This window comes from Pantoea phytobeneficialis (assembly GCF_009728735.1).
Taxonomy (GTDB): Bacteria; Pseudomonadota; Gammaproteobacteria; order Enterobacterales; family Enterobacteriaceae; genus Pantoea; species Pantoea phytobeneficialis.
In genome coordinates this window covers 3,664,931-3,688,446 of the sequence record NZ_CP024636.1, presented here as the reverse complement: position 1 = coordinate 3,688,446, position 23,516 = coordinate 3,664,931, and the positions used below count along the sequence as shown (strand labels likewise).

The 23,516-nt window shown below is 56.7% G+C and carries 17 protein-coding genes; 9 read left to right on the top strand and 8 right to left on the bottom strand.

Annotated elements, in window-relative coordinates; translation table 11 throughout:
- Window positions 1-2 precede the first annotated feature (2 nt).
- From CTZ24_RS16980 to CTZ24_RS16955, 6 genes are all read right to left on the bottom strand, one after another.
- Window positions 3-2,606, bottom strand: coding sequence for a nitrate reductase (locus CTZ24_RS16980; RefSeq protein ID WP_208724146.1), 2,604 nt, complete (start codon window positions 2,604-2,606; stop codon window positions 3-5).
- A complete protein-coding gene (gene nirB, locus CTZ24_RS16975) occupies window positions 2,603-6,667 on the bottom strand; it encodes a nitrite reductase large subunit NirB (RefSeq protein ID WP_437180260.1) in 4,065 nt (1,354 codons plus the stop codon). Before nirB ends, CTZ24_RS16980 begins: the two co-directional genes overlap by 4 nt.
- Window positions 6,668-6,677: 10 nt before the next feature.
- A complete protein-coding gene (locus CTZ24_RS16970; RefSeq protein WP_208724144.1) occupies window positions 6,678-7,466 on the bottom strand; it encodes an ABC transporter ATP-binding protein in 789 nt (262 codons plus the stop codon).
- A 12-nt stretch (window positions 7,467-7,478) separates the two neighbouring features.
- Complete coding sequence (gene ntrB / locus CTZ24_RS16965; protein WP_208724143.1) at window positions 7,479-8,354, bottom strand: nitrate ABC transporter permease; 876 nt, start codon at window positions 8,352-8,354, stop codon at window positions 7,479-7,481.
- Between the two features lie 11 nt (window positions 8,355-8,365).
- Complete coding sequence (locus tag CTZ24_RS16960) at window positions 8,366-9,616, bottom strand: CmpA/NrtA family ABC transporter substrate-binding protein (protein ID WP_208724142.1); 1,251 nt, start codon at window positions 9,614-9,616, stop codon at window positions 8,366-8,368.
- A 264-nt stretch (window positions 9,617-9,880) separates the two neighbouring features.
- On the bottom strand, window positions 9,881-11,101 hold the full coding sequence (locus tag CTZ24_RS16955) for a nitrate regulatory protein (protein ID WP_208724141.1): 1,221 nt from the start codon (window positions 11,099-11,101) through the stop codon (window positions 9,881-9,883).
- A 493-nt stretch (window positions 11,102-11,594) separates the two neighbouring features.
- On the opposite strand from CTZ24_RS16955, the gene CTZ24_RS16950 reads away from it, so the two are divergent.
- The 8 genes from CTZ24_RS16950 (at window position 11,595) to CTZ24_RS16915 (ending at window position 20,577) form a co-directional block, all read left to right on the top strand.
- Window positions 11,595-12,086 carry an SH3 domain-containing protein gene (locus CTZ24_RS16950; RefSeq protein ID WP_200864649.1) on the top strand — a complete coding sequence of 164 codons (492 nt, stop codon included), beginning with the start codon at window positions 11,595-11,597 and terminating at the stop codon, window positions 12,084-12,086.
- An 85-nt stretch (window positions 12,087-12,171) separates the two neighbouring features.
- A complete protein-coding gene (gene icmH / locus CTZ24_RS16945; RefSeq protein ID WP_021182931.1) occupies window positions 12,172-13,386 on the top strand; it encodes a type IVB secretion system protein IcmH/DotU in 1,215 nt (404 codons plus the stop codon).
- Window positions 13,386-15,500, top strand: coding sequence for a type VI secretion system membrane subunit TssM (gene tssM, locus CTZ24_RS16940; RefSeq protein ID WP_036625092.1), 2,115 nt, complete (start codon window positions 13,386-13,388; stop codon window positions 15,498-15,500). The genes icmH and tssM overlap by 1 nt, the downstream gene beginning before the upstream one ends.
- Window positions 15,501-15,513: 13 nt before the next feature.
- Window positions 15,514-16,212, top strand: coding sequence for a type VI secretion system-associated protein TagF (gene tagF, locus CTZ24_RS16935; protein WP_208725578.1), 699 nt, complete (start codon window positions 15,514-15,516; stop codon window positions 16,210-16,212).
- Between the two features lie 35 nt (window positions 16,213-16,247).
- Complete coding sequence (gene tagH / locus CTZ24_RS16930) at window positions 16,248-17,366, top strand: type VI secretion system-associated FHA domain protein TagH (protein WP_021182928.1); 1,119 nt, start codon at window positions 16,248-16,250, stop codon at window positions 17,364-17,366.
- Window positions 17,363-18,139 carry a PP2C family protein-serine/threonine phosphatase gene (locus CTZ24_RS16925; protein WP_021182927.1) on the top strand — a complete coding sequence of 259 codons (777 nt, stop codon included), beginning with the start codon at window positions 17,363-17,365 and terminating at the stop codon, window positions 18,137-18,139. Before tagH ends, CTZ24_RS16925 begins: the two co-directional genes overlap by 4 nt.
- 14 nt (window positions 18,140-18,153) lie before the next feature.
- Window positions 18,154-19,104: a hypothetical protein gene (locus tag CTZ24_RS16920; protein WP_021182926.1), complete on the top strand. Its 951-nt coding sequence runs from the start codon at window positions 18,154-18,156 to the stop codon at window positions 19,102-19,104.
- Between the two features lie 60 nt (window positions 19,105-19,164).
- Window positions 19,165-20,577, top strand: coding sequence for a serine/threonine protein kinase (locus CTZ24_RS16915; RefSeq protein ID WP_208724140.1), 1,413 nt, complete (start codon window positions 19,165-19,167; stop codon window positions 20,575-20,577).
- On the opposite strand, the gene CTZ24_RS16910 is transcribed toward CTZ24_RS16915, so the two are convergent.
- Window positions 20,574-21,251, bottom strand: a complete 678-nt coding sequence (locus CTZ24_RS16910) for a gamma-glutamylcyclotransferase (RefSeq protein ID WP_208724139.1) — start codon at window positions 21,249-21,251, stop codon at window positions 20,574-20,576. The genes CTZ24_RS16915 and CTZ24_RS16910 overlap by 4 nt on opposite strands.
- Window positions 21,252-21,488: 237 nt before the next feature.
- Window positions 21,489-21,719 carry a putative cation transport regulator ChaB gene (gene chaB / locus CTZ24_RS16905; protein ID WP_021182922.1) on the bottom strand — a complete coding sequence of 77 codons (231 nt, stop codon included), beginning with the start codon at window positions 21,717-21,719 and terminating at the stop codon, window positions 21,489-21,491.
- A 367-nt stretch (window positions 21,720-22,086) separates the two neighbouring features.
- Between chaB and chaA the strand changes: the two genes are divergently transcribed.
- Window positions 22,087-23,178 (top strand): sodium-potassium/proton antiporter ChaA, encoded by a 1,092-nt coding sequence (gene chaA, locus CTZ24_RS16900; RefSeq protein ID WP_021182920.1) that lies wholly within the window; start codon window positions 22,087-22,089, stop codon window positions 23,176-23,178.
- Window positions 23,179-23,516 lie beyond the last annotated feature (338 nt).

The following is a 23,516-nucleotide window of genomic DNA, read 5'->3' as shown; positions in this document are numbered from 1 at the left end:
CATTACTGCGCCACGGTGTGCGCCGCGATAAGTTGTTTCAGCTCCGGGATACAGGAGCCACAGTTGGTGCCACATTTCAGCGCCGCCCCGAGGGCGGCGGCTGTCTGGCAGCCTTGATCAATGGCGCGGCGGATCGCCAGTTCGCCCACCCCGAAGCAGCTGCACAGGGTACGACCCTGACTCTCCCCCTGTTCCGGTCGTCCACCCAGCAGCGCATGGCGCTGTTGCGCCGAGCCTGGCGGGAGGCTGAATGCCTGTGCCACAAAAGCGTGGTCGATTTCAGGTAGCCAGGGCGCAGCATAGAACGCCCGTTCCAGTACCCCATCGCGCCAGCCCAGCATATGTCGCTGCTGACCGGCGTGCGCCTGCTGCCATTCCAGCTCATCCATGCCGGGCTGCTGATGCAGCCATGCCGCCGGATCCCCCTGACCAGCCAATACGTAACGTTGCACACCGGACTGCGGCACGCGCGACCAATAATCCAGTTGCTGCGGATCGCATCGCGCACGCTGCCACAGCCACCCCTGCCACTGCGGGCGCAGCGGTTGCAGGCGCACCGCGGTTTGCTTCAGCGCCGGTTGCCCGGAGACCGGACAACTGCGCGCCGCCACCAGGCCATCGACATTGGCCTGGGCACTGAATTGACGCGTCCAGTGCATCGGGATAAACAGTTGGCCGCGTGTCAGGCCGTGATCGATCATCACCCGGCCACACCACCAGCCTAATGTGGATTGCACCCGTGTCAGATCACCCTGCCCCAGCCCGTGAGCGGCGGCATCATGCGGATGGAGCAACACAAAAGGTTCGTCATAATGCTGCATCAAGCGTGTGACGTTACCGGTGCGTGTCATGGTGTGCCATTGATCGCGGATACGCCCGGTATTCATCAGGAGGGGATAGTGGCGGGTGGGTGAACTGAGGATTGGGATGCCCACTGGCAACAAGCGGGCTTTACCATCCGGATGATAAAAGTGGCGCGTGGCGAACAAGCGCGACGAGCCATGCGGTGCGGCGGCATTTACCGGCCATTGTACCGGCGTAAGTTGGTCATACTGCTCACGGCTTAAGGTCGCCAGCGCGCTGATATCAAACGCACGGCTACCGGCGTTTTCAAAACCTGATAACGCCGCATGTTCGACAAAGACTTCATGGGGATGCTGCCAGTCAAAGGCTGCGCCATAACCCAATCGCTGCGCCACCTGTGCCAATAACCACCAGTCCGGTTTCGCCTCCCCGACAGGGGCGACAAAACCGCGCTGGCGCGAGATACGTCGTTCTGAATTGGTCACGGTACCGTTTTTTTCGCCCCAGGCCTGGGCAGGCAACAGCACATCGGCAAAGGCGCTGGTGTCGGTCACGGCACTGACCTCCGAGACGATCACCAACGGACAGCGCCGCAGCGCCTCGGCGACGCGGTTGCCCTCCGGCATCGACACCGCCGGATTGGTACCCATGATCCATACCGCTTTTACCTCGCCACGTTCAATCGCCCGGAACAGATCGACCGCCATCAAACCCGGCTGATGCGCTACACGATCGCTATGCCAAAAACGCCCAAGCCGATCAACCTCTTGCGGACTAAACCCCATATGCGCCGCTAACTGGTTAGCTAAACCGCCCACTTCACGCCCGCCCATCGCATTGGGTTGACCGGTCAACGAAAACGGCCCGCAGCCAGGTCGGCCAATTTTACCGCTCAGCAGATGAACATTGAGGATAGCGTTGTTGTTGTCGCTACCGGTTTGCGATTGGTTGATCCCCATACACCATAAGGTCAGTACCCGGGGTTGGGTGGTGAACAGCTGCCAGAAGGCGAGAATGTCAGCGTCTGCTAACTGGCAGGTATGGGCCACCGCCGCAAGATCCCAGTCAGCACAGGCCGCCAGCGTGCTATCCACGTTGGCAAGATGCGGCAACATTGTCTGATCGATCCCGCCCTGAATCGCCAGCCAGTTAAGCAATCCGGCAAACAGCGCGCCGTCGCTGCCGGGGCGGAGCGCCAGATGCACGTCAGCCAGCTCGCAACTGGCGGTACGACGTGGGTCGATCACCACCAGCTTCATCTCAGGACGCTGCTGTTTCGCCTGTACCAGACGCTGCCACGCCACCGGATGCGCCCAGGCGGCATTCGAACCCACCAGAACCACCACATCGGCCTGCTCAAGATCTTCATAACAACAGGGCACCGCATCAGCACCGAACGCCCGTTTATAGCCCACCACCGCCGACGCCATACACAGCCGCGAATTGGTATCGATATTGGCGGCACCGATAAAGCCTTTCATCAGCTTGTTGGCAACGTAGTAATCCTCGGTCAGCAACTGCCCGGAGGCATAAAACGCCACCGCCTGCGGCCCGTGCTGCGCGATGATCGTCTGCAATTCGCTGGCAACCACATCCAACGCGCGATCGATACTCACCCGCTGCCCCCGCACCTGCGGCCACAACAAACGCCCTTCCTGTCCGAGGGTTTCACCCAACGCCGAACCTTTGACACACAGGCGGCCAAAATTGGCCGGATGCTGACGGTCGCCACTCACTGACCTATCCGCTGCGTCGATCTCAACGCCACAGCCCACGCCACAGTAGGGACAGGTCGTTTTCATGATGCCGCCGCCAGCGCCAACAGCGGCTGATTACCCAACCACACCTGACCGCCTTCCAGACGCACCGGCCAGCAACGCAACTGATGCTGCGGATTATCCAGGCTCTGGCCGTCCCGCAACCGGATGCGTTGTTTATACAAGGGGGAAATCACCACCGGCTCACCGGCTACATCGCCCAGGATGCCACGCGACAACACGCTGGCCTGAGTGCCGGGTTCAATATCTTCCAGGGCATAAACGGTGTCGCCGAAGCGGAACAGGGCCACGCGCTGATTGCCAAGCCGGGCACCCATCCCCGCTGAGGCAGGAATGGCGCTTTGCTCACAAATGGCGCTCCACGGCTCCGCAGGCAGGGTTACACTCGGGATAGTCAGCGTCTCCAGCGGCTGGCGCTGCCCCCGCACCTCGGCGTAATGCAGGGTTTCGTCCGGCTGGTCGCTGTTGATGGTGGCGGTGAACAGCGCCCGACGCGAGGGGTTCTCCAGCGTGGTCTGCCATTCGCACTGATAACGATCGACCACCCACTGCATTTCCTGTTCCAGCGTGGCACCCAGGCCGAGCGAGTCGTCAATCACCACCTGACGCAGATAAGCCAAGCCCCCCTCCATGTTGTCCATCCACACGCTGGTGCGTTGCAGCCTGTCAGCGGTGCGTACATAGAACATCAGAATGCGGTCAACGTAGCGGATCAGCGTGGCATCATCCAAATCGCTGGCAAACAGGTCGGCATGGCGGGGTTTCATTCCCCCGTTGCCGCAAACGTACAGATTCCAGCCCTTATCGGTGGCGATCACCCCAATGTCTTTGCTTTGCGCTTCCGCACATTCACGGGTGCAGCCGGAGACGGCCATTTTGATTTTGTGCGGTGCGCGCAGCCCTTTGTAGCGATGCTCGAGGGCGATGGCAAACGCAGTAGAATCCTGTACGCCATAGCGGCACCAGGTCGATCCCACGCAGGATTTCACCGTGCGCAGTGATTTGCCATAGGCATGGCCGGTTTCAAATCCGGCAGCGATCAGCGCTTCCCAAATCGCCGGAAGCTGATCAAGACGCGCACCAAACAGATCGATGCGCTGACCGCCGGTGATTTTGGTGTAGAGACGGTACTGCGCCGCCACCGCGCCAATCGCCATCAAGCCCTCGGGCGTAATCTCGCCACCGGGCACCCGCGGCACCACTGAATAGGTTCCGTCCTTCTGGATATTGGCAAAGTAGCGATCGTTGGTATCCTGCAACGGCAGATGCGCCGGTTTCAGCAGGTAATCATTCCAGCAGGAGGCTAACAGCGATCCGACCAGCGGCTTGCAAATTTCGCAACCGTGACCACGACCATGCTGTGCCAGCAGTTGGTCGAATGTGGTGATATCACCCACCCGAATCAGGTGATACAGCTCCTGCCGTGACCAGGCAAAATGTTCACAAATATCCTTCTTCACCTCGACACCCTGGCTGGCAAGTTGATGCTCCATCACCTGCTTCACCAGCGCGCTACAGCCACCGCAGCCGGTCGCGGCTTTGGTGCAGCTTTTCAGCGCAGCCATATCACCACAACCACTTTGCACTGCAGCGCAAATATCCCCTTTGCTGACATTGTGGCAGGAACAGATCTGCGCGCTGTCCGGTAGCGCCGCCACTCCCAATGCTTTGCCGGGTGCGCCTGCCAGCTGCGGTAGAATCAGACTTTCCGCTGCTTCCGGCAGCGCCATTTTGTTCAGCATCATCTGCAACAGGCTGGCATAGTCGCTGCTGTCGCCCACCAGCACACCGCCAAGCAGGGTTTTACCGTCGTCGGAAATCACCAACTTTTTGTAGATGCCTTTCGGGTTATCCGTCCACTGATAACTCTGGCTGCCCGGTGTACGTCCATGTGCATCACCAAATGACGCCACCTCAACACCGAGCAACTTGAGTTTGGTGCTCATGTCGGCACCGTTAAATGCGGTTGTCTCTTGCGCTAACTGCCCCGCCAGTACGCGCGCCATCTGGTAGCCTGGCGCCACCAGACCAAAAATTTGTCCCTGCCACAACGCGCACTCGCCGATAGCATAGATGTCGCTGACGCTGGTGGCGCAGCCATCATCAATCACGATGCCTCCACGCTCGCCCATGCTGATGCCCGCCGCCCGTGCCAACGCATCACGCGGGCGGATCCCGGCAGAGAACACCACCAGGTCAGTCGCCAGCAGGCTGCCATCCGCAAAGCGTAACTGCACGCTGCCGTCCGGCTGGTTTTCAATCGCTTCCGTCGCCTTGCTGGTGTGTACCTGTACACCTAACGCGGCAATTTTACCGCGCAGCATCTGCGCGCCGCCGTCATCCAGCTGCACCGCCATCAGCCGTGGCGCAAACTCCACCACATGGGTTTCCAGTCCCAATTGTTTTAACGCATTGGCGGCTTCCAGACCGAGCAGACCGCCGCCAATCACCACGCCGCGCGTTGCCTGCCGGGCGCAATCGGCGATCGCATCCAGATCCGCCAGCGTGCGATAGACAAAACAACGCGGATGGTCACGCCCTGGCAGCGGTGGCACGAAAGGCACCGAGCCGGTCGCCAGCACCAGTTTATCCCATGCCAGTTCGCTGCCGTGGCTATCACGCAAGCTGCGGCGTTGCGTGTCAATCGCCAGCACTTCACAGCCGCAACGCAGCTCAATTCCGTGCTGTTCAAAGAAGTTGTCACTGACTAATGACAGGTCATCAGCGCTCTTGCCGTTGAAATACTCCGTCAGGTGTACGCGGTCATAGGCCATCTGCGGCTCATCACCGTACACCACGATATGGTACTGCTGGTGCAGATCGCGGCTGACCAGTTGTTCGAGAAAATGGTGGCCGACCATACCGTGACCAACCAACGCGAGAATCGGTTTGCTCATCATTACCTTTCCTACAGCGCGAGGCTGCGTCTTGTTATTGTCCAGACCGAACAGCGCATTGAGATCCACCGGTTCGGCCCGCTGAAGTCGGGTCAGTAAACGGGAGGCCAGGGTGCTATCGCCAAACAGCAACACCCCCGCCAGCACGCCGTCGCGTAGAAATAGCCGCCGGTAGTGTCCGGACAGCGGATCGAAACTGGTGAGAGAGGGGGCATCGCGGATGTCTCCGGCGCTGAAGACGTCAATACCGCTGACCTTGAGCCGCGTCCCATTCTCCTGATAGTGGAAATCGTCAATCGGTTGCCCGGCCAGACTGGCCGCCAGGACCAAAGCCTGCGCCAGACAGGGGGCGATCAACCCGAAGGTTTCACCGTCGATTTCACAGCATTCGCCGAGCGCGTACACATCGGGAATGGCGGTATGCAGTTGACGATCGACCTGAATGCCGCGCTGACAAGGCACACCCGCCGCCTGCGCCAGCGCGATTTCCGGCTCCACGCCAATGGCGATCACCACCTGTTGTGCTGCCAGACAGCTACCATCGGTCAGCGTGACCTGCTGCGCATCAATCCGTTGCAACGAGACGCCGAGTCGACAATCGATACCGCGCGCCGTCAGATGTTGTTGCAACAACGCTCCCGCCTGCGCATCGAGCTGGCGATCGAGCAGCCAGCAGCGGTGATGCAGCAGCGTGACATCGCGCCCCAGCAACCGCAGGGCCGCCGCCGCTTCTACCCCCACCAGCCCGCCACCGAGGACCACGACCGGTCCCTGCTGGGCCTGCATCCGCTCCACATCGCGCACGGTGCGGAAACCCAATACGTGCGGGCATGCCATACCGGGTAAGGTCGGCATCCGTGGCTGGGAACCACAGGCAAATACCAGCTTGTCCCAGTGCAGACTGCGCTGGTCGGTATGGAGCTGACGCCCGGCGACATCAACGGAACGCACCTCCTCCCCCGCCAGCAACCTGACTCCGTGTTCCTCGTACCACTCTGGCGTATGGATCAGGGTGTCGGCGAAGGTCTTCTCCCGGCCCAGCACCGGCGACAGCAGCACCCGGTTGTAGTTGCCGTGCGGTTCACGGCCTATCACCGTGATGGCGTAGCGGCCCGGTGCTTGCTGCACCAGAGTTTCCACCATGCGCATACCCGCCATACCGTTGCCGATGACAATCAGTTGCTGCATGCCCGGCTCCTTACGCCACTGCCGTCTGCTTTTCATACAGGAAATGCAGTACCTGCTGGCGCAGATGGTGGTAACGCGGCTCCTCCGCCAGCGCCACACGGGAACGTGGGCGCGGCAGGTCAATCGGCAGAATTTCACCGACGCGCGCCGCCGGACCGTTGGTCATCATCAACACGCGATCGGAGAGCAACACCGCTTCATCGACATCGTGGGTAATCAGCACGATGGTGGTGTTCAGTTCCTGCTGGATACGCATCACGCTGTCCTGAAGATGGGCGCGCGTCAGGGCATCCAGCGCGCCAAAGGGTTCATCCAGCAGCAACACGCGCGGCTTCATTGCCAGCGCCCGGGCAATGCCCACCCGCTGTTTCATGCCACCGGATATTTCTCCAGGCCGCTTGTGCAGCGCATGGCTCATCTGTACCCGGCCAAGGTTGTGCTCGATCCACTCCGCCATCTCGCTCCGGTTCATCTTGCCTTTAAACACCTGCTGCACCGCCAGTTCGACGTTCTGATACGCTGTCAGCCACGGCAGCAGCGAATGGTTCTGAAACACCACCGCGCGTTCCGGGCCAGGGCCGGTCACTTCACGGTTGTCGCACAACAGCACGCCGCTGCTCGGGCGCGTCAGACCGGCTATCAGGTTCAGTAAGGTGGATTTGCCACAGCCGGAATGGCCGATCAGGCTGAGGGTTTCCCCCGGATGGATATCGAAGCTGACATTATCAAGCGCGAGGAATTCCCCCTGCGCGGTGGCAAAGCGCTGGCTCACCTGCTGCACACGAATAATTGGATTCATCGTCATGGCTCCTTATTTTTCCCAGCTAAAACGACGGGCCAGTAACATCAACGCCTGTTCGAGCAGCAGCCCGACCACACCGATGATGACAATGGCAATCAGGATGTTTTCCACATTGAGGTTGTTCCACTCATTCCAGATCCAGAAGCCGATCCCCAGACCACCAGTCAGCATCTCGGCAGCGACAATCACCAGCCAGGCGATGCCGATTGAGAGACGAACGCCGGTCAGTACCGCAGGCAGCACCGCCGGAAACAGGATGCGGCGCATCACCGTCCACTCCGAGAGTTGCAGCACCCGCGCCACATTGAGGTAGTCCTGGGGAATGCGCTGCACCCCTTCGGCGGTATTGATCACCATCGGCCAGATCGAGCAGATAAAAATGGTCCAGCTTGAGGCCGGTTCAGCACGCTGGAACAACAGCAAGCCAATCGGCAGCCAGGCGAGTGGGCTGACCGGACGTAGCAGCGCGATAATCGGGTTGAACATGCGTGAGACAAAGGTGAAACGGCCCAGCAGGAACCCTGCCGGAATCCCCACCAGCGCCGCCAGCCCAAAGCCCACCGCCACGCGTTGCAGTGAGGCCAGCACGTTCCAGCCAATACCCTGATCGTTGGGGCCATTGTTGTAGAAGGGATCAGCAAACAAGGTTAATGCCGCCTGCCAGGTGGCCCACGGCGTTGGGAAACCCTTGCTCGACATGGCCGCAATTTGCCATACCAACAGCAGCAACAGGATGCCGCAACTCGCCGGGATCAACCGTTGCAGCAGCGGCCGCAGCCTGGGCTGTCGTACGCCGGACCGGCTTTGGGCCTTAAGGGGGATCACCTGTGCCGTGGGGGCAGCGGCGCTGACCGGTGGTGTCAGGGAACGCGCTTCAGATTTCATGGTAATTCCTCTTAACGGTGAATGGCGAAACTGGCGGCATAGGCGGCGGGGTTACTACCGTCCCACACTTTGCCGTCCATCAGGGTGCTGCTGCGCATGGCGTTGGCGGGCACGGTCACGTTCCCCACCGCCGCTGCCGCCTGTTGATAGATGTCGAGTCGGTTGATTTTTTGCGCCACGCCAAGGTAATCCGGGTCAGTTTTCACTAGTCCCCAGCGCTTCATCTGTGTCAGAAACCACATGCCGTCGGAGTAGTACGGGAAGCTGACTTCACCGTCGTGGAAGAAACGCATCGCATGGGCATCCTGCCATTGTTGACCGAGGCCGTTTTGGTACTGGCCGAGCATGCGTCCCTCGAGGGTTTCAGGTTTGGTATTGATCCATGCCCGTCCGGCCAGGGTTTGCGCTGTTTCGCGCCGGTTGTCATCCGATGCATCAATCCAGCGTGCGGCTTCCAGCACCGCAGCAGTCAGGGCGCGGGCGGTGTTGGGATTCTCCGTCACCCATTGCGCGCGGGTGGCGAGGATTTTTTCCGGGTGATCCGGCCAGATTTGCTGGGAGGTGGCGGCAGTGAAGCCGATGTTGTCGCTGATGGCACGTTGGTTCCACGGTTCACCAACACAAAAACCGCTCATATTGCCGATTTTCATGTTCATCACCATCTGCGGTGGCGGCACCACGACGGTACGCACATCCTCAAAGGGATCGATACCGGCATTCGCCAGCCAGTAGTAAAGCCACATGGCGTGGGTGCTGGTGGGAAAGGTATGAGCAAAGGTGTAAGTGCCTTTGGCGCTGCCTGCGATAAAGGTTTTCAGACTGGCTGCATCCGTCACCTTCTGTTCTTTGAGCTGATTCGACAGGGTGATGGCCTGGCCGTTGTTATTCAACGTCATCAGGTTTGCCATGTCATGTTGTGGACCGGCAACGCCCAATTGAAGTCCATAGATCATGCCGTACAACGCGTGGGCCGCATCCAGTTCGCCAGCCGTCAGCTTATCGCGCACCGCCGCCCAGCTCGCCTCTTTGCTGGGTTGCAGACTGATACCGTATTTTTTGTCGAAGCCTTTCACCGCTGCCATCACCACCGGCGCGCAGTCGGTCAGTGGGATAAAACCAACCCGCACAGTGCTTTTCTCCGGCGCATCGCTACCTGCCGCCCAGACGGCATTGCGTAACCCCGGCAGCAGATAACTCCCCCCAACCGCCGCACTGCCCAGCAAAAAATGCCGACGGGAAATCGAAAACTGCGTTCTGCTCATCCGCATCACCCTGAAAAAAAGGAATAAAAAAAGGCGTCCTCCCACATGCAATCGCATGGGGCCGGACGCCTTTATCCAAAGCACTCGTTCTGCCGCCGTTGGCACAACAAATGCGCAATGTCATAAAGATGTTGCAAAGGGTGTGCCAGGATGGCGGAGGGTGAATTTTCAGCTATTTATCAGCATCAGCTCCCGCGCCCCCCCTTGACACGCACCGCGTTGACGCAAAATACGCACATTCTTTGTGCAGATAACTCCAATGGGTTAGACCTTCAATGTGGCGGCGACAGCGAGAATCGCCTGAGCGATCTCAAGGATGCGTTTGTTCTGGTTCATGGCGCTTTTGCGTAGTGTCTGCCAGGCATCCTGCTCGCTGTAACCATGCTGCTGCATCAGCCAGCCTTTGGCCTGATCAATGACTTTTCGTTCATCGAGTGACGCACGCATACTGGCCAGCTCATCGGCCTGTGCCTGCAAACGCTGCGCCTGTTCACGGATGAGCGACAGGACCGAGCGTCCCAGCTGTGGCGCCAGACCGCTGCTGTCCAGCGTGACATCCTGCCCTGCCAGCCAGTTGGCCCCGGCGACATACAAGGTAAAACCTGCTTCATCCGCCAGCAGGGTGGCATTAGCATCGTGTTGCTGCGTTTCGGCCATTGCCCGGCGGCAGCAGCTCATTAAAGCCGCGCTCAGACCATCTTCGACCTGCTTCATATTGTCCAGACGCGCCGTGAGCAAAGAGAACCACTGCAACACGCCGTTATCACCGCAGTGCGCACCGGTACAGGCGATACGGCGCAGACGTTCGACTTCACTGCCCGCATCACTCATCCGACGCCAGCGTTGCAGATTCTGTGCATCGGCAAACTGACTGAAGGTGGCAAAACTTTGCTCCTGGGCTTCGATCAGCGCCTGAACGCGCTGCCGCTGCTCCGGGGTAAATTGCCCGGCAGCAAAGCCCGCTGAGCCGGTTGCCCGTTCCTGACCAGCCAGCTCTTTGCCCTGCATAAAGCTGAACAACGCGATCAGCGCCCGTGAGATATCCGGTTCGCTGGCGGTATCTGCCGCTTCAAACACCAGATTCAATAAGGTGCGAATGATGTGGTTGAAGGCGTCCATCGCCTGCGCATGGGGCAATTGCAGGCTGCGCACCTGCGCCCGCAGCGCCGGCAGCCCTTCCAGCGCCTGTAATGCGGCGGCAATTAACAGACAGAAACGGCTGTAGCCGGGTTGCGCATCTGCCGCCGGTAACACGGAGAGCATGTGACGCTGTTCTGATTGCACATCTTGCGCACGCGCTTCCAGCTCATCACCAAATACGCGTCCGGTTGAGCATAACCAGATATTGCTGACGCCTCTCTCGCGCTGTAACCGATGAATTAACTCACTGATGGCAGTGATCAATTCACCGGTACGCAGTAGCCGTTGCAGGCTGGCAATTTCACTGGCGCGGCTGGCATTCAGGTAATCTACAGCCTGAGTCATCGCATTCTCCTGGCATTCCCCTTTTGAGTAAAAGTCTTAGCAAAAGCCATGCCGGAACTGGATTTGCAACTGGCTGAATCAGGCACGGATATTCTGAAAGTAAGAAAATTGTTTACTGCCGCAATCTTTTTTTATGATAGAAAATAGATTAATCTTATTTACCAATTTTCTTTGGCGCTAACTTGAGCCAAAAGCGGCTACGCAGCCTTAGGCGCTGAATGGCAACAAATAAGTTAAATTGGCTTAACTATCCCTGAAGGTACGCTTTTTTTATCACCGGCAAACAACGCCGTTTTACCCAGTAGCACGGGATTTCCCACGGTGCAATAGTTTGAATTCTCAAAAGTCTTATGTAGACTGACGGGAGCACTATCTTTCTGTAATCTGACTGTTTTTTTGAAGGCATTCTCACTGCATAATCTGGCCGCCTGCGCCTGATTTTCGCCGTAAAGGGCAATGCATTATGCAGTTAATCTGATGAAATTTGAGGATCATGGTGAATAAGAGTCTTGTGCTAACGCTGCTGGCGGTGCTGACTTTGGCAAGTTGCAAAGCACCACCGCCGCCAGTCACAGATGACACCCTGGTAACCAGTGAAGTGAATGGGGTTAAACTGGTTCATCGTCATGCGGTGGCAGCACCTGGCGAATTCACGCCGGTCAATCAGAGCTTCCGGGCGCTCTATGGCGCTTCAATCATGACCACGCCAGATTACAGCGGCAAAGTGGTACGCTACCTGGAGACGGGTAAAACCTTTGAAGTTCTGGGTCGTGTTGAGCATAGCTGGCTGGCGATTGCTGATGAACCCCAGGGCACGCTGATTGGCTACGTGCCGCCGAAAGCAGGCGTAGAGAGCAGCCGCTATGATGCCACCCTGCGTAGTGACCGCCCCCGTCCTCGCCGCAGCAAACAGGTCTGTGTAGACGTGGGGGGCGCCAGCAAAGCGTGCCGCACCAACGATACCGCGACCTGGATCTTAGACTGATCATGAAATCCGGCGCATATTGCCCGCAGAAGCCTTACTCTCTGCGGGCAGAGGGTTCCACTATTGCCTGGAAGAACGAGATTTAATGACTCAGGAAGCCCTGGCACGAGACGTTACCGTCGCGGGCAATGATAACCTGTTATTGACTGCCGCAGCCCCGATCCTCAATGCCGTCGTTCAGATACGGCAGGCCGCCACACACGATGACCCCGCTGGTTTACGTCAGCTGTTGATCGATGAAATTCGTCAGTTTGAACAGCGCTGTAAAATGTCCGGTTTACCTTTCGAGATGATCATTGGCGCACGCTATTGCCTTTGCAGCTTGCTGGATGAAGCGGCAGCACAGACCCCGTGGGGTACGCGCGGCGTCTGGTCAGGTAACGGTATGCTGGTGACATTCCACAACGAAAGCTGGGGCGGCGAGAAGGTGTTCCAGCTGTTATCGCGCATTTCACAAAATCCGCAGCAACATTTGTGGTTGCTGGAAGTGATCCACTACTGCCTGTTGTTAGGCTACGAAGGACGCTATCGCGGTAGCGAAAATGGCCAGGCGCAGTGCGAAATCATTCGGAAACGTTTGGCGCATCTGATTGCAGAAACCCGACCCGATACTGGCGCTGCCAGCGCCCGACTGGTTGAGGTGCATCCGCTGGTGAGCAGCTTATCTCGCCCGATGGTGCCGCTGTGGGCCTGCATCACCCTGGCGGCGCTGGTGGCGTGTCTGATTTATAGCGGTCTGAACTGGCGTCTCGGCAATGCGGCGGAACCGCTGTTACGTGCCATCTACGAAACCCCTTTACCGCAAATCACCCCAGGGCGTCGCCCAACGTCACCGCAGGCATTGCTTGATTTGCATCAGCGTCTCAATGATGTCATCGCGGCGGGGCAACTTGAAGTGAGCGATGGGGCCTTCGGCAGCAAAGTTATCATCCCGGCTGACAAGTTGTTTATCACTGATGGCACCGTGGTCAATCAGGTGGGACGTGCGCTACTGGCGCATGTTGCCAGTGCCATGAAAACCGTGAAGGGCACGGTGCTGGTGTCGGTTTATACCGATAACAGCCCGGTGGATGGCCGTTTTGCTTCCAGTTACGAATTCTCCTTTGCCCGCGCCCGCGCTGTCGCCCAGTTGCTCAATCCGCAACTGGCTGAGGGACATAGCGTGAAGGCGGAGGGCCGTGGTGACAGTAATCCCCTGTTGCCAAACGACAGCAATGAAAATCGCGCCCGCAATCGCCGGGTAGAAATCACCCTGTTTGCGGCACCGGAAACCCTTAGCAATCATCAGGGAGGCCAATGATGCGCGCATCACTTCAGCATTTATTAACGCACCGTCTGCTGTGGAGTTTTATTGGCATCACTGCACTGAGCTGCGTGTTGTGGATTCTCGGCCCACTGTGGAGCTGGGGCGATACCCGACCACTCGAACCCTTATTGCCACGGCAACTGGTAGTGGGATTGCTCTATTTTTGTTGGGTACTGTTCCAGTTTATCCCTGCCATCTGGCGTGCCTGGTTTAACAGCAAACTTTTGACCCGCTTGCAGCAAGTCAGCAGCGAGGAGCTTTCCGATCGCCAGATGACGGAGACGCTGCTGACTCAACGATTTAGCGAAGCAGCCCAACGGCTGAAACGCACCCAATTTGGCCGCCGTCAGCGGCAAGGCTGGTTGGCGCGCTTCCAGAGTCACTATCTCTATCAGCTACCGTGGTACGTCATTATTGGCGCGCCTGGTGCCGGGAAAACCACCGCGTTGCTCAATGCCGGACTGGAGTTTCCCCTCACCGACAGTCTCGGCAATGCCGCTGTACGCGGGGTTGGCGGTACACGTCATTGTGACTGGTGGTTTACGGACAGTGCAGTGCTGATTGATACCGCTGGCCGGTATGCGTTGCAGGAAAGCCAACGGGCACGCGATGCCAGCGAATGGCATAACTTCATCCAGTTGTTGAAGCGTTACCGTACCCGGCAACCCATCAATGGCGTGATCATGACCATCAGCGTGGCCGATCTGCTGACCGACTCCGCCGAAGCACGCCACGCGCAGGCCACCGCGTTACGCCAGCGGATGGTGGAATTGCACCAGCAAACCGGCATCCACTTTCCGGTATACGTGATGGTGACGAAAACCGATCTGTTGAAAGGTTTTATGAGTTTCTATGGTGGCCTGAATAAACAGCAACGCGATGCTATCTGGGGTTTTACCTTTCCCTGGGAACCGGGTAAACCACACAAGGATGACTGGCACCGCAGCTTCAGCCAACAATATCATCTGCTCGAACAGCGCCTGCATCAGCAGCTGGCAGGTGTGATGGCGCAGGATCGCGACCTGACCCAGCGCGCCGATAGCTTCCTGTTTCCACAGGAATTCAGCTCGTTGCGTCCCTTGCTGAACGAGTACCTTGATGTGGTATTTTCCGGCCATCAGGACGCCGTGGCCTGGTCGGCACGCGGCCTGTTTTTCACCAGCGGCACCCAGGAAGGCTTGCCTTTTGATCGCATTATGGGCGAGCTAAACCGCAAACTTCAGTTGCCGCAAGCAGGCCAGCACACCATCGCCGCCTGGGATAGCGTCAATCGCAGCAGCCCAATCCCCGGCACGCGTGGGCAAAGCTTCTTTATTCGCAACCTGTTGAGCGATTTAGTGTTTCGGGAGAGCGGTCTGGCAGGCAGCAACCGTCACTGGGAGTACCGCAATCGCTTGTTCCACTGGATTGGCTATGGCGTGTTGACCGGCGCTTTGCTGCTGCTTTCCTGCCTGTGGCTCGCCAGCTATCTCCAGAATCAGCGCTATCTTGATCAGGTCGCCGCACGTATCGCACCGATCACCCAGCAGAGCCAGCAAGTTATTCATCAGCCTGCGGATAATATTTTTGATCTGCTACCCTTCTTAAATAATCTGGTGAAGTTGCCGCTTTCGGATCGCTTTTCCCTCGATAATCCTCCGCTAACCATGCGTGTCGGCTTGTATCGCGGTAATCAGGTAAGCGATGCAGCTTGGGTGCTTTATCAAAACGCCCTTAAGTCTTTATTACTGCCGCGCGTGGCCCAGCAGATCACCAATCTGCTGCGCGACGATCCCGGTACTGATAATGAATACAGCCGTAATGCGCTCCGGGCCTATCAGATGCTGTATCAGCCACGCAATTATGATGGCGAGTTTTTGCGTGGCTGGCTGATGCAAAATCTGCAACGCACCCTGCCGGATAACGTCAGTGCACGCGATTTACAGCAGCTGGACTGGCACCTCAGTCAATTGCTGGATCAGCAGATTCAGTCTTCGCCTTATGCCCGCGACAACGCACTGATGATGCGTAAGCTTGCGGAAAATCTGAAAAATGCCGGTCAGAACGGCAATACGCTGACGCTCGCACCGTTAAACGCTGCACAGCGATTGACCGGACACAGTGAGTAATGGTGAGGTAATGATGGCGACACATACCGCCCCTGGCTGGTACGGGAAGTTGCCGACAACCGGTGATTTCCTGCGCCAGCGACTCAGTGAGAATAGCGTGACATCCTGGAGCCATTGGTTTCAGCAAGGTTTACTGCATTGGCATCAGCAGGAGAATGCCACGACCCAGCACTTTCTGGCGGCACCGGTGTGGAATTTTGTTTTACCGATTTCACCGTTGCGCCCCCAGGTACAAATGGGTTGCCTGCTGCCCTCCTGTGACCGTGTCGGGCGCGCCTGGCCGTTGCTGGCGTTGCGCAGTTTTCCCGTGAGCCAGTGGCATCCTGCGCAACTGGCGCTCTCTGGCGACTGGTATCAGGAACTGGGGATGACGTTGTTGCGTGCAGTGCGGGATGCCCAGACCGCAGACATGCTGGAACTGGCTATACAACAGATGTCACCGTTGCTGGTCCCGGAAAAACGTCGTACCGACATCATGGACGTGATCGGCTTCGCTGACCTGCCCAGCTCGTTAAGCTGGCGTGAAGTGGCCGACCATTTTGATCCCCACGAGCATATCAGCTACTGGTGGAGTAACCGCAGTGACGGTTTTGCACACGCCACACATAAACACAGTGGCCCGCTCACCGCGCAGCTTTTTGCATTATTGTTTAACCCGGCGTCAGGTGCGCAGCCGGGACGTAACGGCCTCTATCCGCCCATGTTCGAATAGACCGCGACGTTTGCCCTCTGTAAACGGGAAGACTCATGGAATTTACCATTGTGCAGTGCAATACGGATGTGCCGGCAAAAACGGTGGCCTTCAAGCCGCCAGGCGGCACCATCGGCCGTAGTCAGGATAATGATCTGGTGCTGCCGGATGAATCGCGAGCCATTTCTCGCCTACAGGCACTGGTACATCTGTCGCCCGAAGGCGAATGCCGTTTGACCAACCAGGGCAGCGTCACCTCCGTGGTGCTGAATGGCGTGCCATTGCCACGCGGTGCGCAAGCGTCATTGCAACATGGTGATGCGTTAACGATTGGAGAATACGGGCTCGAGGTACGCGACCCGGCACGCACCACGGCGCAAAAAGACGATCCACTGGCGTTTTTTTCCCCGGCAGAAAGTGACCCGCTTGGCATGCTGGAGAGCATCCAGCATGTCATCCCTGAACCCGCAGCGCCGCGCCCTGAACGTCATAATGATGCACGCCTGGCGATCGACCCACAGGAGAGTTCACCCGCCCTGCCCACGGTGCTGCCCGGTACGGACCAGGATAAGCTGATTATCGCGTTGCTGGAAGGAATGGGGCTGAACAACGGCCATCAAACGCCCATGAACGAAGAACAGATGCGCATCACCGGACGGATGCTGAGTCTGTTTTCGCAGGGCACAGTCGCGCTTCTCTCCTCGCGATCGATTCTGAAACGCGGTGTCAAAGCCGATATGACGATGATCCTCAACGAGGCCAATAACCCCTTCAAAATCCTTCCTTCTGGCAAAACGGTGCTGATGCAGATGTACCAAAGCCAGATGCCGGGCTTTATGCCGCCAGAAACTGCCGTGCGTGATGCCCTGGTGGATTTACAGGCCCATCAATTAGGGATGATTGCCGGTATTCGCGCCATCATCGCGGCGATGCTGCAATCATTCAATCCCCAGCGGCTGGAAGATCAGGCACGACAAGATGGCGTCATGCCAAAAATGCCGTTTGCGAATACACGTAAGGCCGCGCTATGGGACCATTTTTCCCGTCATTATCAACGCACAGCTGGCGAGATTGAGGATGACTTCCACACCCTGTTCGGTGAAGCCTTTCTGCACGCCTACGATATGGAAGTTAACCAGTACAAAGATTCACAGACGCGGACGGAAGACTCATGAAGATGATGTTTGCCAGCCGCTGCCAGCAAGGTATGCGCGATGAAAATCAGGATCGTACCGGTGCGCAACTGGACGATCGCAAGGCTTGTTTTGTGGTGTGTGATGGCGTGGCGGGACTGCCGGGCGGAGATCGGGCGGCACAACTGGTACGTGATACCCTGCTCGACGCAGTACAACAAGATGCGGCCTTCACACCAGCGGTGACTGCCGAGGCAATCAAACTTTGCCAGCGCGTGCTGCTGGAGGAACAGGGAAAGAATCCGAATTTTTCCCGCATGAGCACCACGCTGGCCGCGCTATTTATTGATCGGGAAAAACAACGGGCATGGTGGGCGCACGCTGGTGATAGCCGGGTTTATCACTTTCGCCACGGTTCTCTTTTTCAGGTAACACGCGATCATAGTCTGGCCCAACAATTGCGTGAGGCTGGCTATGAAAATACCGGCATTAACAGTAATTTACTCTATAATGCGCTCGGCGTTGAACCGGCGCGTCCGGCCACTTTTAGCGAGGTAATTGCGCTGGAAGATGGCGATGCCTTTCTGGTCTGTACCGACGGATTCTGGCTCAACCTGACGACTGACGAAATGGAACAGGCCCTGCGCATGGTCAATGCCTGCGAAGAGTGGCTGGCATTGATGGAACAAGCCGTTAACCGCAGCGTAAAAAGCGACAATCTGAGTGCTCTGGCGATCTGGATTGGTGAGCCACAGGAAGCAACGCTGCTTTATTCCCAGGCCGATGCGGCACGTTTTCTGCCGTCACGTTATTGATTCCAAGGATTCATATGAAATTGTGGTTGTCGGGCTTAGCGACGCTGCTGCTGGCCCTGAATGCACAGGCTGAAGATTATCGGGTGGTGTACTCCCCGAGCCTCGCGCTGGAAGTGTATATCGATGACGTGGCAAGTAACGCCCCAAACGACTGGTGTAAAGAGACACTACCGCTGCGTATTGTCTCCGGCAAAGGCACCGACTCCAGCGTGCTCACCAGCTTTTTGCCGCGTGTCGGCACGCTGCTGGCGAATCAGTGCGGCACACTGGATGTGATTCCCTGGCAGATGACCGACAAAGATGGCAACGTGCTGGCTAACGGCAGCGCCACCAAATTACAGAACTGGCGGCCTATTGTGCTGAATGATGCCACCGCCAATGCCAGCGCCAACAATGCTGCTCCTCTCGATTTATCACGCCCGGCAGACAGCAGCCCACTGCAACAATTTGCCTTGCCGGGTGGCTGTCATTTCCGCACCTGGTGGGATGATAAAGGCGCATCGCTGTTTATCCCTGAAATGACGCAGCAGCATTGCTCGTCTGAAGGTTGGCTGGAAGGCAGCAGCGAGCTGACCCAGGTGATCAACGGCCAGCCGCAGCAGTTGGCGGTCAATTTTTACCAGGGTTATCCGATCGCCAATCTCAATGTCAGCGGCCCACCGTTACAGGTGATCGCCGTCAATAACCAACGCATGATCGTGACGCGCCCGGATGCTGCCGACAGCTGGCTGGTGCTGCCCTTCGATGCCAAACAGCACCTCTGGCGTTTTAACGGAACGCTGTTGGTCAAAATGGACAAGACCACGGGACAGGATGCCGATGTGGTTAAAAAACGCGTTGAAACTTTACGTGGCGTCTGGTCGCCGCAGTTTATGCCACAGCAAAAAGTGACTGTGTTACTGATTGACACCCTGCATGCGGATCTCGCGGATCCTGCCATTGGTGCCTGGCGTAACATTAATTAATAGCGGCCGTTGCCCGTGTATTTCCCGGGCGGGCTACAGGACGTGTTCAGAGAGTTCACTATGTCGGCAAACGATAATCTAAAGATACCTAACGCCCTGCCTGCGGGTTACCGGTTCAATGAGTTCGAAATTAAAGATGTGATTGGCGGCGGTGGTTTTGGCATTGTCTACCGCGCCTGGGATCATCAACTGGAACGAACCATCGCCATTAAGGAATATATGCCGGTGTCGCTGGCGGTGCGCGCTGCCGATCTGTCGCTGGAACTGCGTGGCGAACGTTTTCAAAAATTGTTCAACGCCGGTCGCAACAGTTTTATTCAGGAGGCTCGCCTGCTGGCGCGCTTTAATCATCCTGGCCTGCTACACGTTCTGCGTTTTTGGGAAGAAAATGGCACTGCCTATATGGGCACGCTCTATTACAGCGGGATGACGCTTAAAGAGTGGCAAGTCACCAGCCCGGAAAGCATCGATGAAGCCTGGATCCGCCGACTGTTACCACCGCTGTTTGGCGCGATCAATACCATTCACCAGGCGGGTTATCTGCATCGCGATATCTCCCTGGACAACATCCAGATTCAGGAAAATCAGCTGCCGGTGCTGCTCGATTTCGGCTCCGCACGCAAGGAGATTGGTAATCTCTCCGACGAAACCGAAATCATGCTGAAGCCGGGCTTCGCACCGATCGAGCAATACAGTGAAGAAGGTGAAGGCGAACAAGGTCCCTGGACGGATATCTATGCGCTGGGCGCGGTGTTGCACAATCTGATCACCGGCTATGCGCCCCCGGTTTCCGTAGTACGCTGCATTGAAGACAACTATCAGCCGCTGATTGAACGTAAACCTGAAGGTTATTCGTTGCCACTGCTGCATGCGATTGATTGTGCGCTGGCGATGAAGCCAGCAGATCGGCCACAGACCATTGATGCGTTTGCCAGCCTGATCGATCTGCCGGTGAGCGATGTGGAAGCCTTGGTTACCCAGATTACCCCGTTTAACGACACGCCCATCGAGCCAGAAGTACCGATTAGCGTACCCGAACCACAGGTAATGGCCGTTAACCACGCGGCTGCGGTTATTGAACCGGTCACCCCGCGCAATGTACGTCTTTTGTCACCCGGTCTGCTGGCCGTCGCTGCGGTGGCTATTCTGGCGGTGATCGTTGCCGTGTGGAAGGTCAACCATCGCAGCGCTGAACCAGAAATAGCCGCATCAAATGCCGCAGCCTCCGCTGACGCCAGCAAATCTGCCAGCAGTACGCCGGTGTTGGCAACCCTTTATCTGCGGTTGCAGGACGGGGAAAATATTGTGGTGAATGGTAAAGCGCAGAATGTGAAACCCGCCAGTAACGGCTTTGCGTCATTGAGTCTGGCGGCAGGTCAGTATCATATTGAAGTGCACAACGGTAACCAGGTTCACAGTCAGTCACTGACGATTGATAAACCTGGCACCTGGCTGATTAATCCCGGTAATTAAGAGGATACCCGCGCTGTGCACTGTTGCAGCGCTCTGACCTGGGTAGCCAGAACCGTCAGGCCCTCTTCCTGCATGCCGCGTTTTGCCAGCTCCTGCTCCAGCGAGAACAGATATTGCGCATTGGTGCCCAGCGGACCGCTGGCCTGGGCAATTAATGGCGCAATGGTGCCCGGACAGGAGTCTGCTTCAAACAACGGATGACGCGGGTCCATGATAAATACCAGCGCCGACACCCTGCGATCATCATCCAGCTTCAGTTCGCACCAGGTAGGCAGATAGCAACCGGTGATCATTTCCCGCTTCCACAGCAATTCCAGCTCGTCATGCAGACGCACTTCGGGCAGACGAAACGCCAGGCCGCTGGTGCTGCCACCCTCTTTCAACGCGAGCATACGTCCGGGATGCGTTGCCGTTCCACGCCCGGCAATTAACCGCAGGCAGAATGCCCGGTGCCAGCCATCAAGTTGACCAGAAGCGACTTCTTCCGCCTCAAACACCGGGTTCCACATCAGCGAGCCATAACCAAAAATCCATACCGGACTGTGGTCAGGACGGCAGGCAAGCGTGGCGGCAAGCGAAGCAGCTCGCTGTTCGCAACTCCACAGCAACGTCTCTTCGATATCACCGAATGAGGTTTTACAATCTGCTTTTAATAAGAATTCCCGGGTTAGCAATGCGACCTCCTCAACTGCCCTGACATCCTGTCGGTTTAGCTCCTGAGATACTGATTTCGTCACAGCGGATGCTGATGCACCGCCTTATCAGAAGACATTAATGCATTTGTCACAATTTTTTCAAGGTTGATGCCGATCACAAAGGGTAAATTGCCCGTAAATCGCATCGGCTGCCTGGCATGAAACTTGACCGGGGGAGACAGGAAGTGTGAAGCGGGCCGCAATGGCCCGCAGGGATCAGTGTTTAGGGTGCCACTTGTTATCGTCGCCTTTTTGATAATCTTTTTTGACCGCAGCCCAGGCAACTTTGTGGGCCACTTTTTCGCGCGAGTCGTTACCGAAGCGATCATCCTCATCACGGTATTCATCCCAGGCGCTGTTAAATGCTTTCTGGTAGATTTTTTGCGCATGCGCCGGTAGTACGTGGCGTACACTGTCAGGTAGTTCATGTGTTGATGAGTAAGGCATAAATCCTCCTTTTCTAACCACAGGGTAAGTCTGGAACAGATAGTAAAAAACGCAAATCATCACTTTTATCGCGTTAAAGGAATTAAAAGTTCATAACCAGCATTTACTCAAACCAAAACGTAAAAAAAACGCCATATATCCAGATTAAGATGAGAATCAGCAATGATTAACGTAATGAAAATAATGAAATGAAGAGAAATAACCGGATTTTTTAGTGATGAGATTTATTTTTTCTTCTAAAGTAAATAATCGTAAAAACCCGGCACCGAACGTGATGAAAAGTTACACTGCGCAACGCTGTAAAAGTAAGTATATTTATCAGGCACTGACTGCCTGATTTTATTCTTTTTTTCGGAGAGGATGGCGAATGGCTGTACATGAGAAAACCCGTCACACTGAATATTCCCTGATTTTCCCCATCGTCGCACTGGGCGTACTGAGTTTTTTTGGTGCACAAACCAGCCTGCCAGTGGTGATTGGCATTAATTTGCTGGCCCTGGTGGCCATTCTGAGTAGTGCGTTCAGCGTGGTACGCCATGCCGATGTGCTGGCGCACCGACTGGGTGAGCCTTATGGTTCGCTGATACTCAGCCTTTCCGTGGTGATCCTTGAGGTCAGCCTGATATCGGCGCTGATGGCAACCGGCGACGCCGCTCCCGCATTGATGCGCGATACCCTGTATTCGATCATTATGATTGTTACCGCCGGGCTGGTGGGATTTGCCCTGCTGCTGGGTGGACGCAAATTCGCAACGCAATACGTCAATCTGGTGGGGGTGAAGCAATATCTGATCGCCATTTTCCCACTCGCCATCCTGGTGCTGGTGTTCCCGAATGCGTTGCCCGGCGGCAATTTTTCAACTGCACAGGCTTTGCTGATTGCGGCGATTTCTGCCGCAATGTACGGCGTGTTTCTGTTGATTCAGACCAAAACGCATCAAAACCTGTTTGTCTACGAACACGAGGATGAGAGCGATGATGGCGACCCGCACCACGGAAAACCTTCAGCGCACAGCTCGTTATGGCATACCGCCTGGCTGATTGTGCATCTGATTGCGGTTATCAGTGTAACCAAGATGAATGCCAACACGCTGGAGCATCTGTTAACCGAATTAAACGCACCGCAGCAGTTTACTGGCTTTCTTGTGGCATTGCTGATCCTGTCACCGGAAGGACTGGGGGCGATTAAAGCGGTGCTGATGAACCAGGTGCAGCGTGCGATGAACCTGTTTTTCGGTTCAGTACTGGCCACCATTTCACTGACCGTACCGGCGGTAACCATTATAGCCACGCTGACCGGGCAGCAACTGGTGTTCGGTCTGGAACCACCGCATATGGTGGTGATGAGTGCGGTGCTGATCCTGTGCCATATTTCATTTTCCACCGGACGAACCAATGTGTTGAATGGCGCGGCGCACCTGGCGTTGTTTGTCGGCTATTTGATGACGATTATGCTGTAGCGGTGCGATTCATCGCACGCCTTTAACGCTATCGGTAATACCTGCGCGATAAATCGCGCCGCTTGTATCTTGAAGTTGTAACTGGTTAGCTACCCGTTACACGAAACGGAGGCAGCTTGTCGCGCCGCTTAAGACCCGATCTTGTGCCGTAGCTTAAAGCCCTCCGTTTCTCCTTTCACGCCAGCATCTACTCTGAACGGTAACCAGAAGCTCTGACTTCGTATGTACAAGGCAAGATGGCGTGATGGTTCATGTGAAAGGGAGCTGTCTTATGATTTATCTCGGTATTGATGTCAGTAAAAACAAACTCGACCTCTGCCTGTTGCCCGGCAACGGGA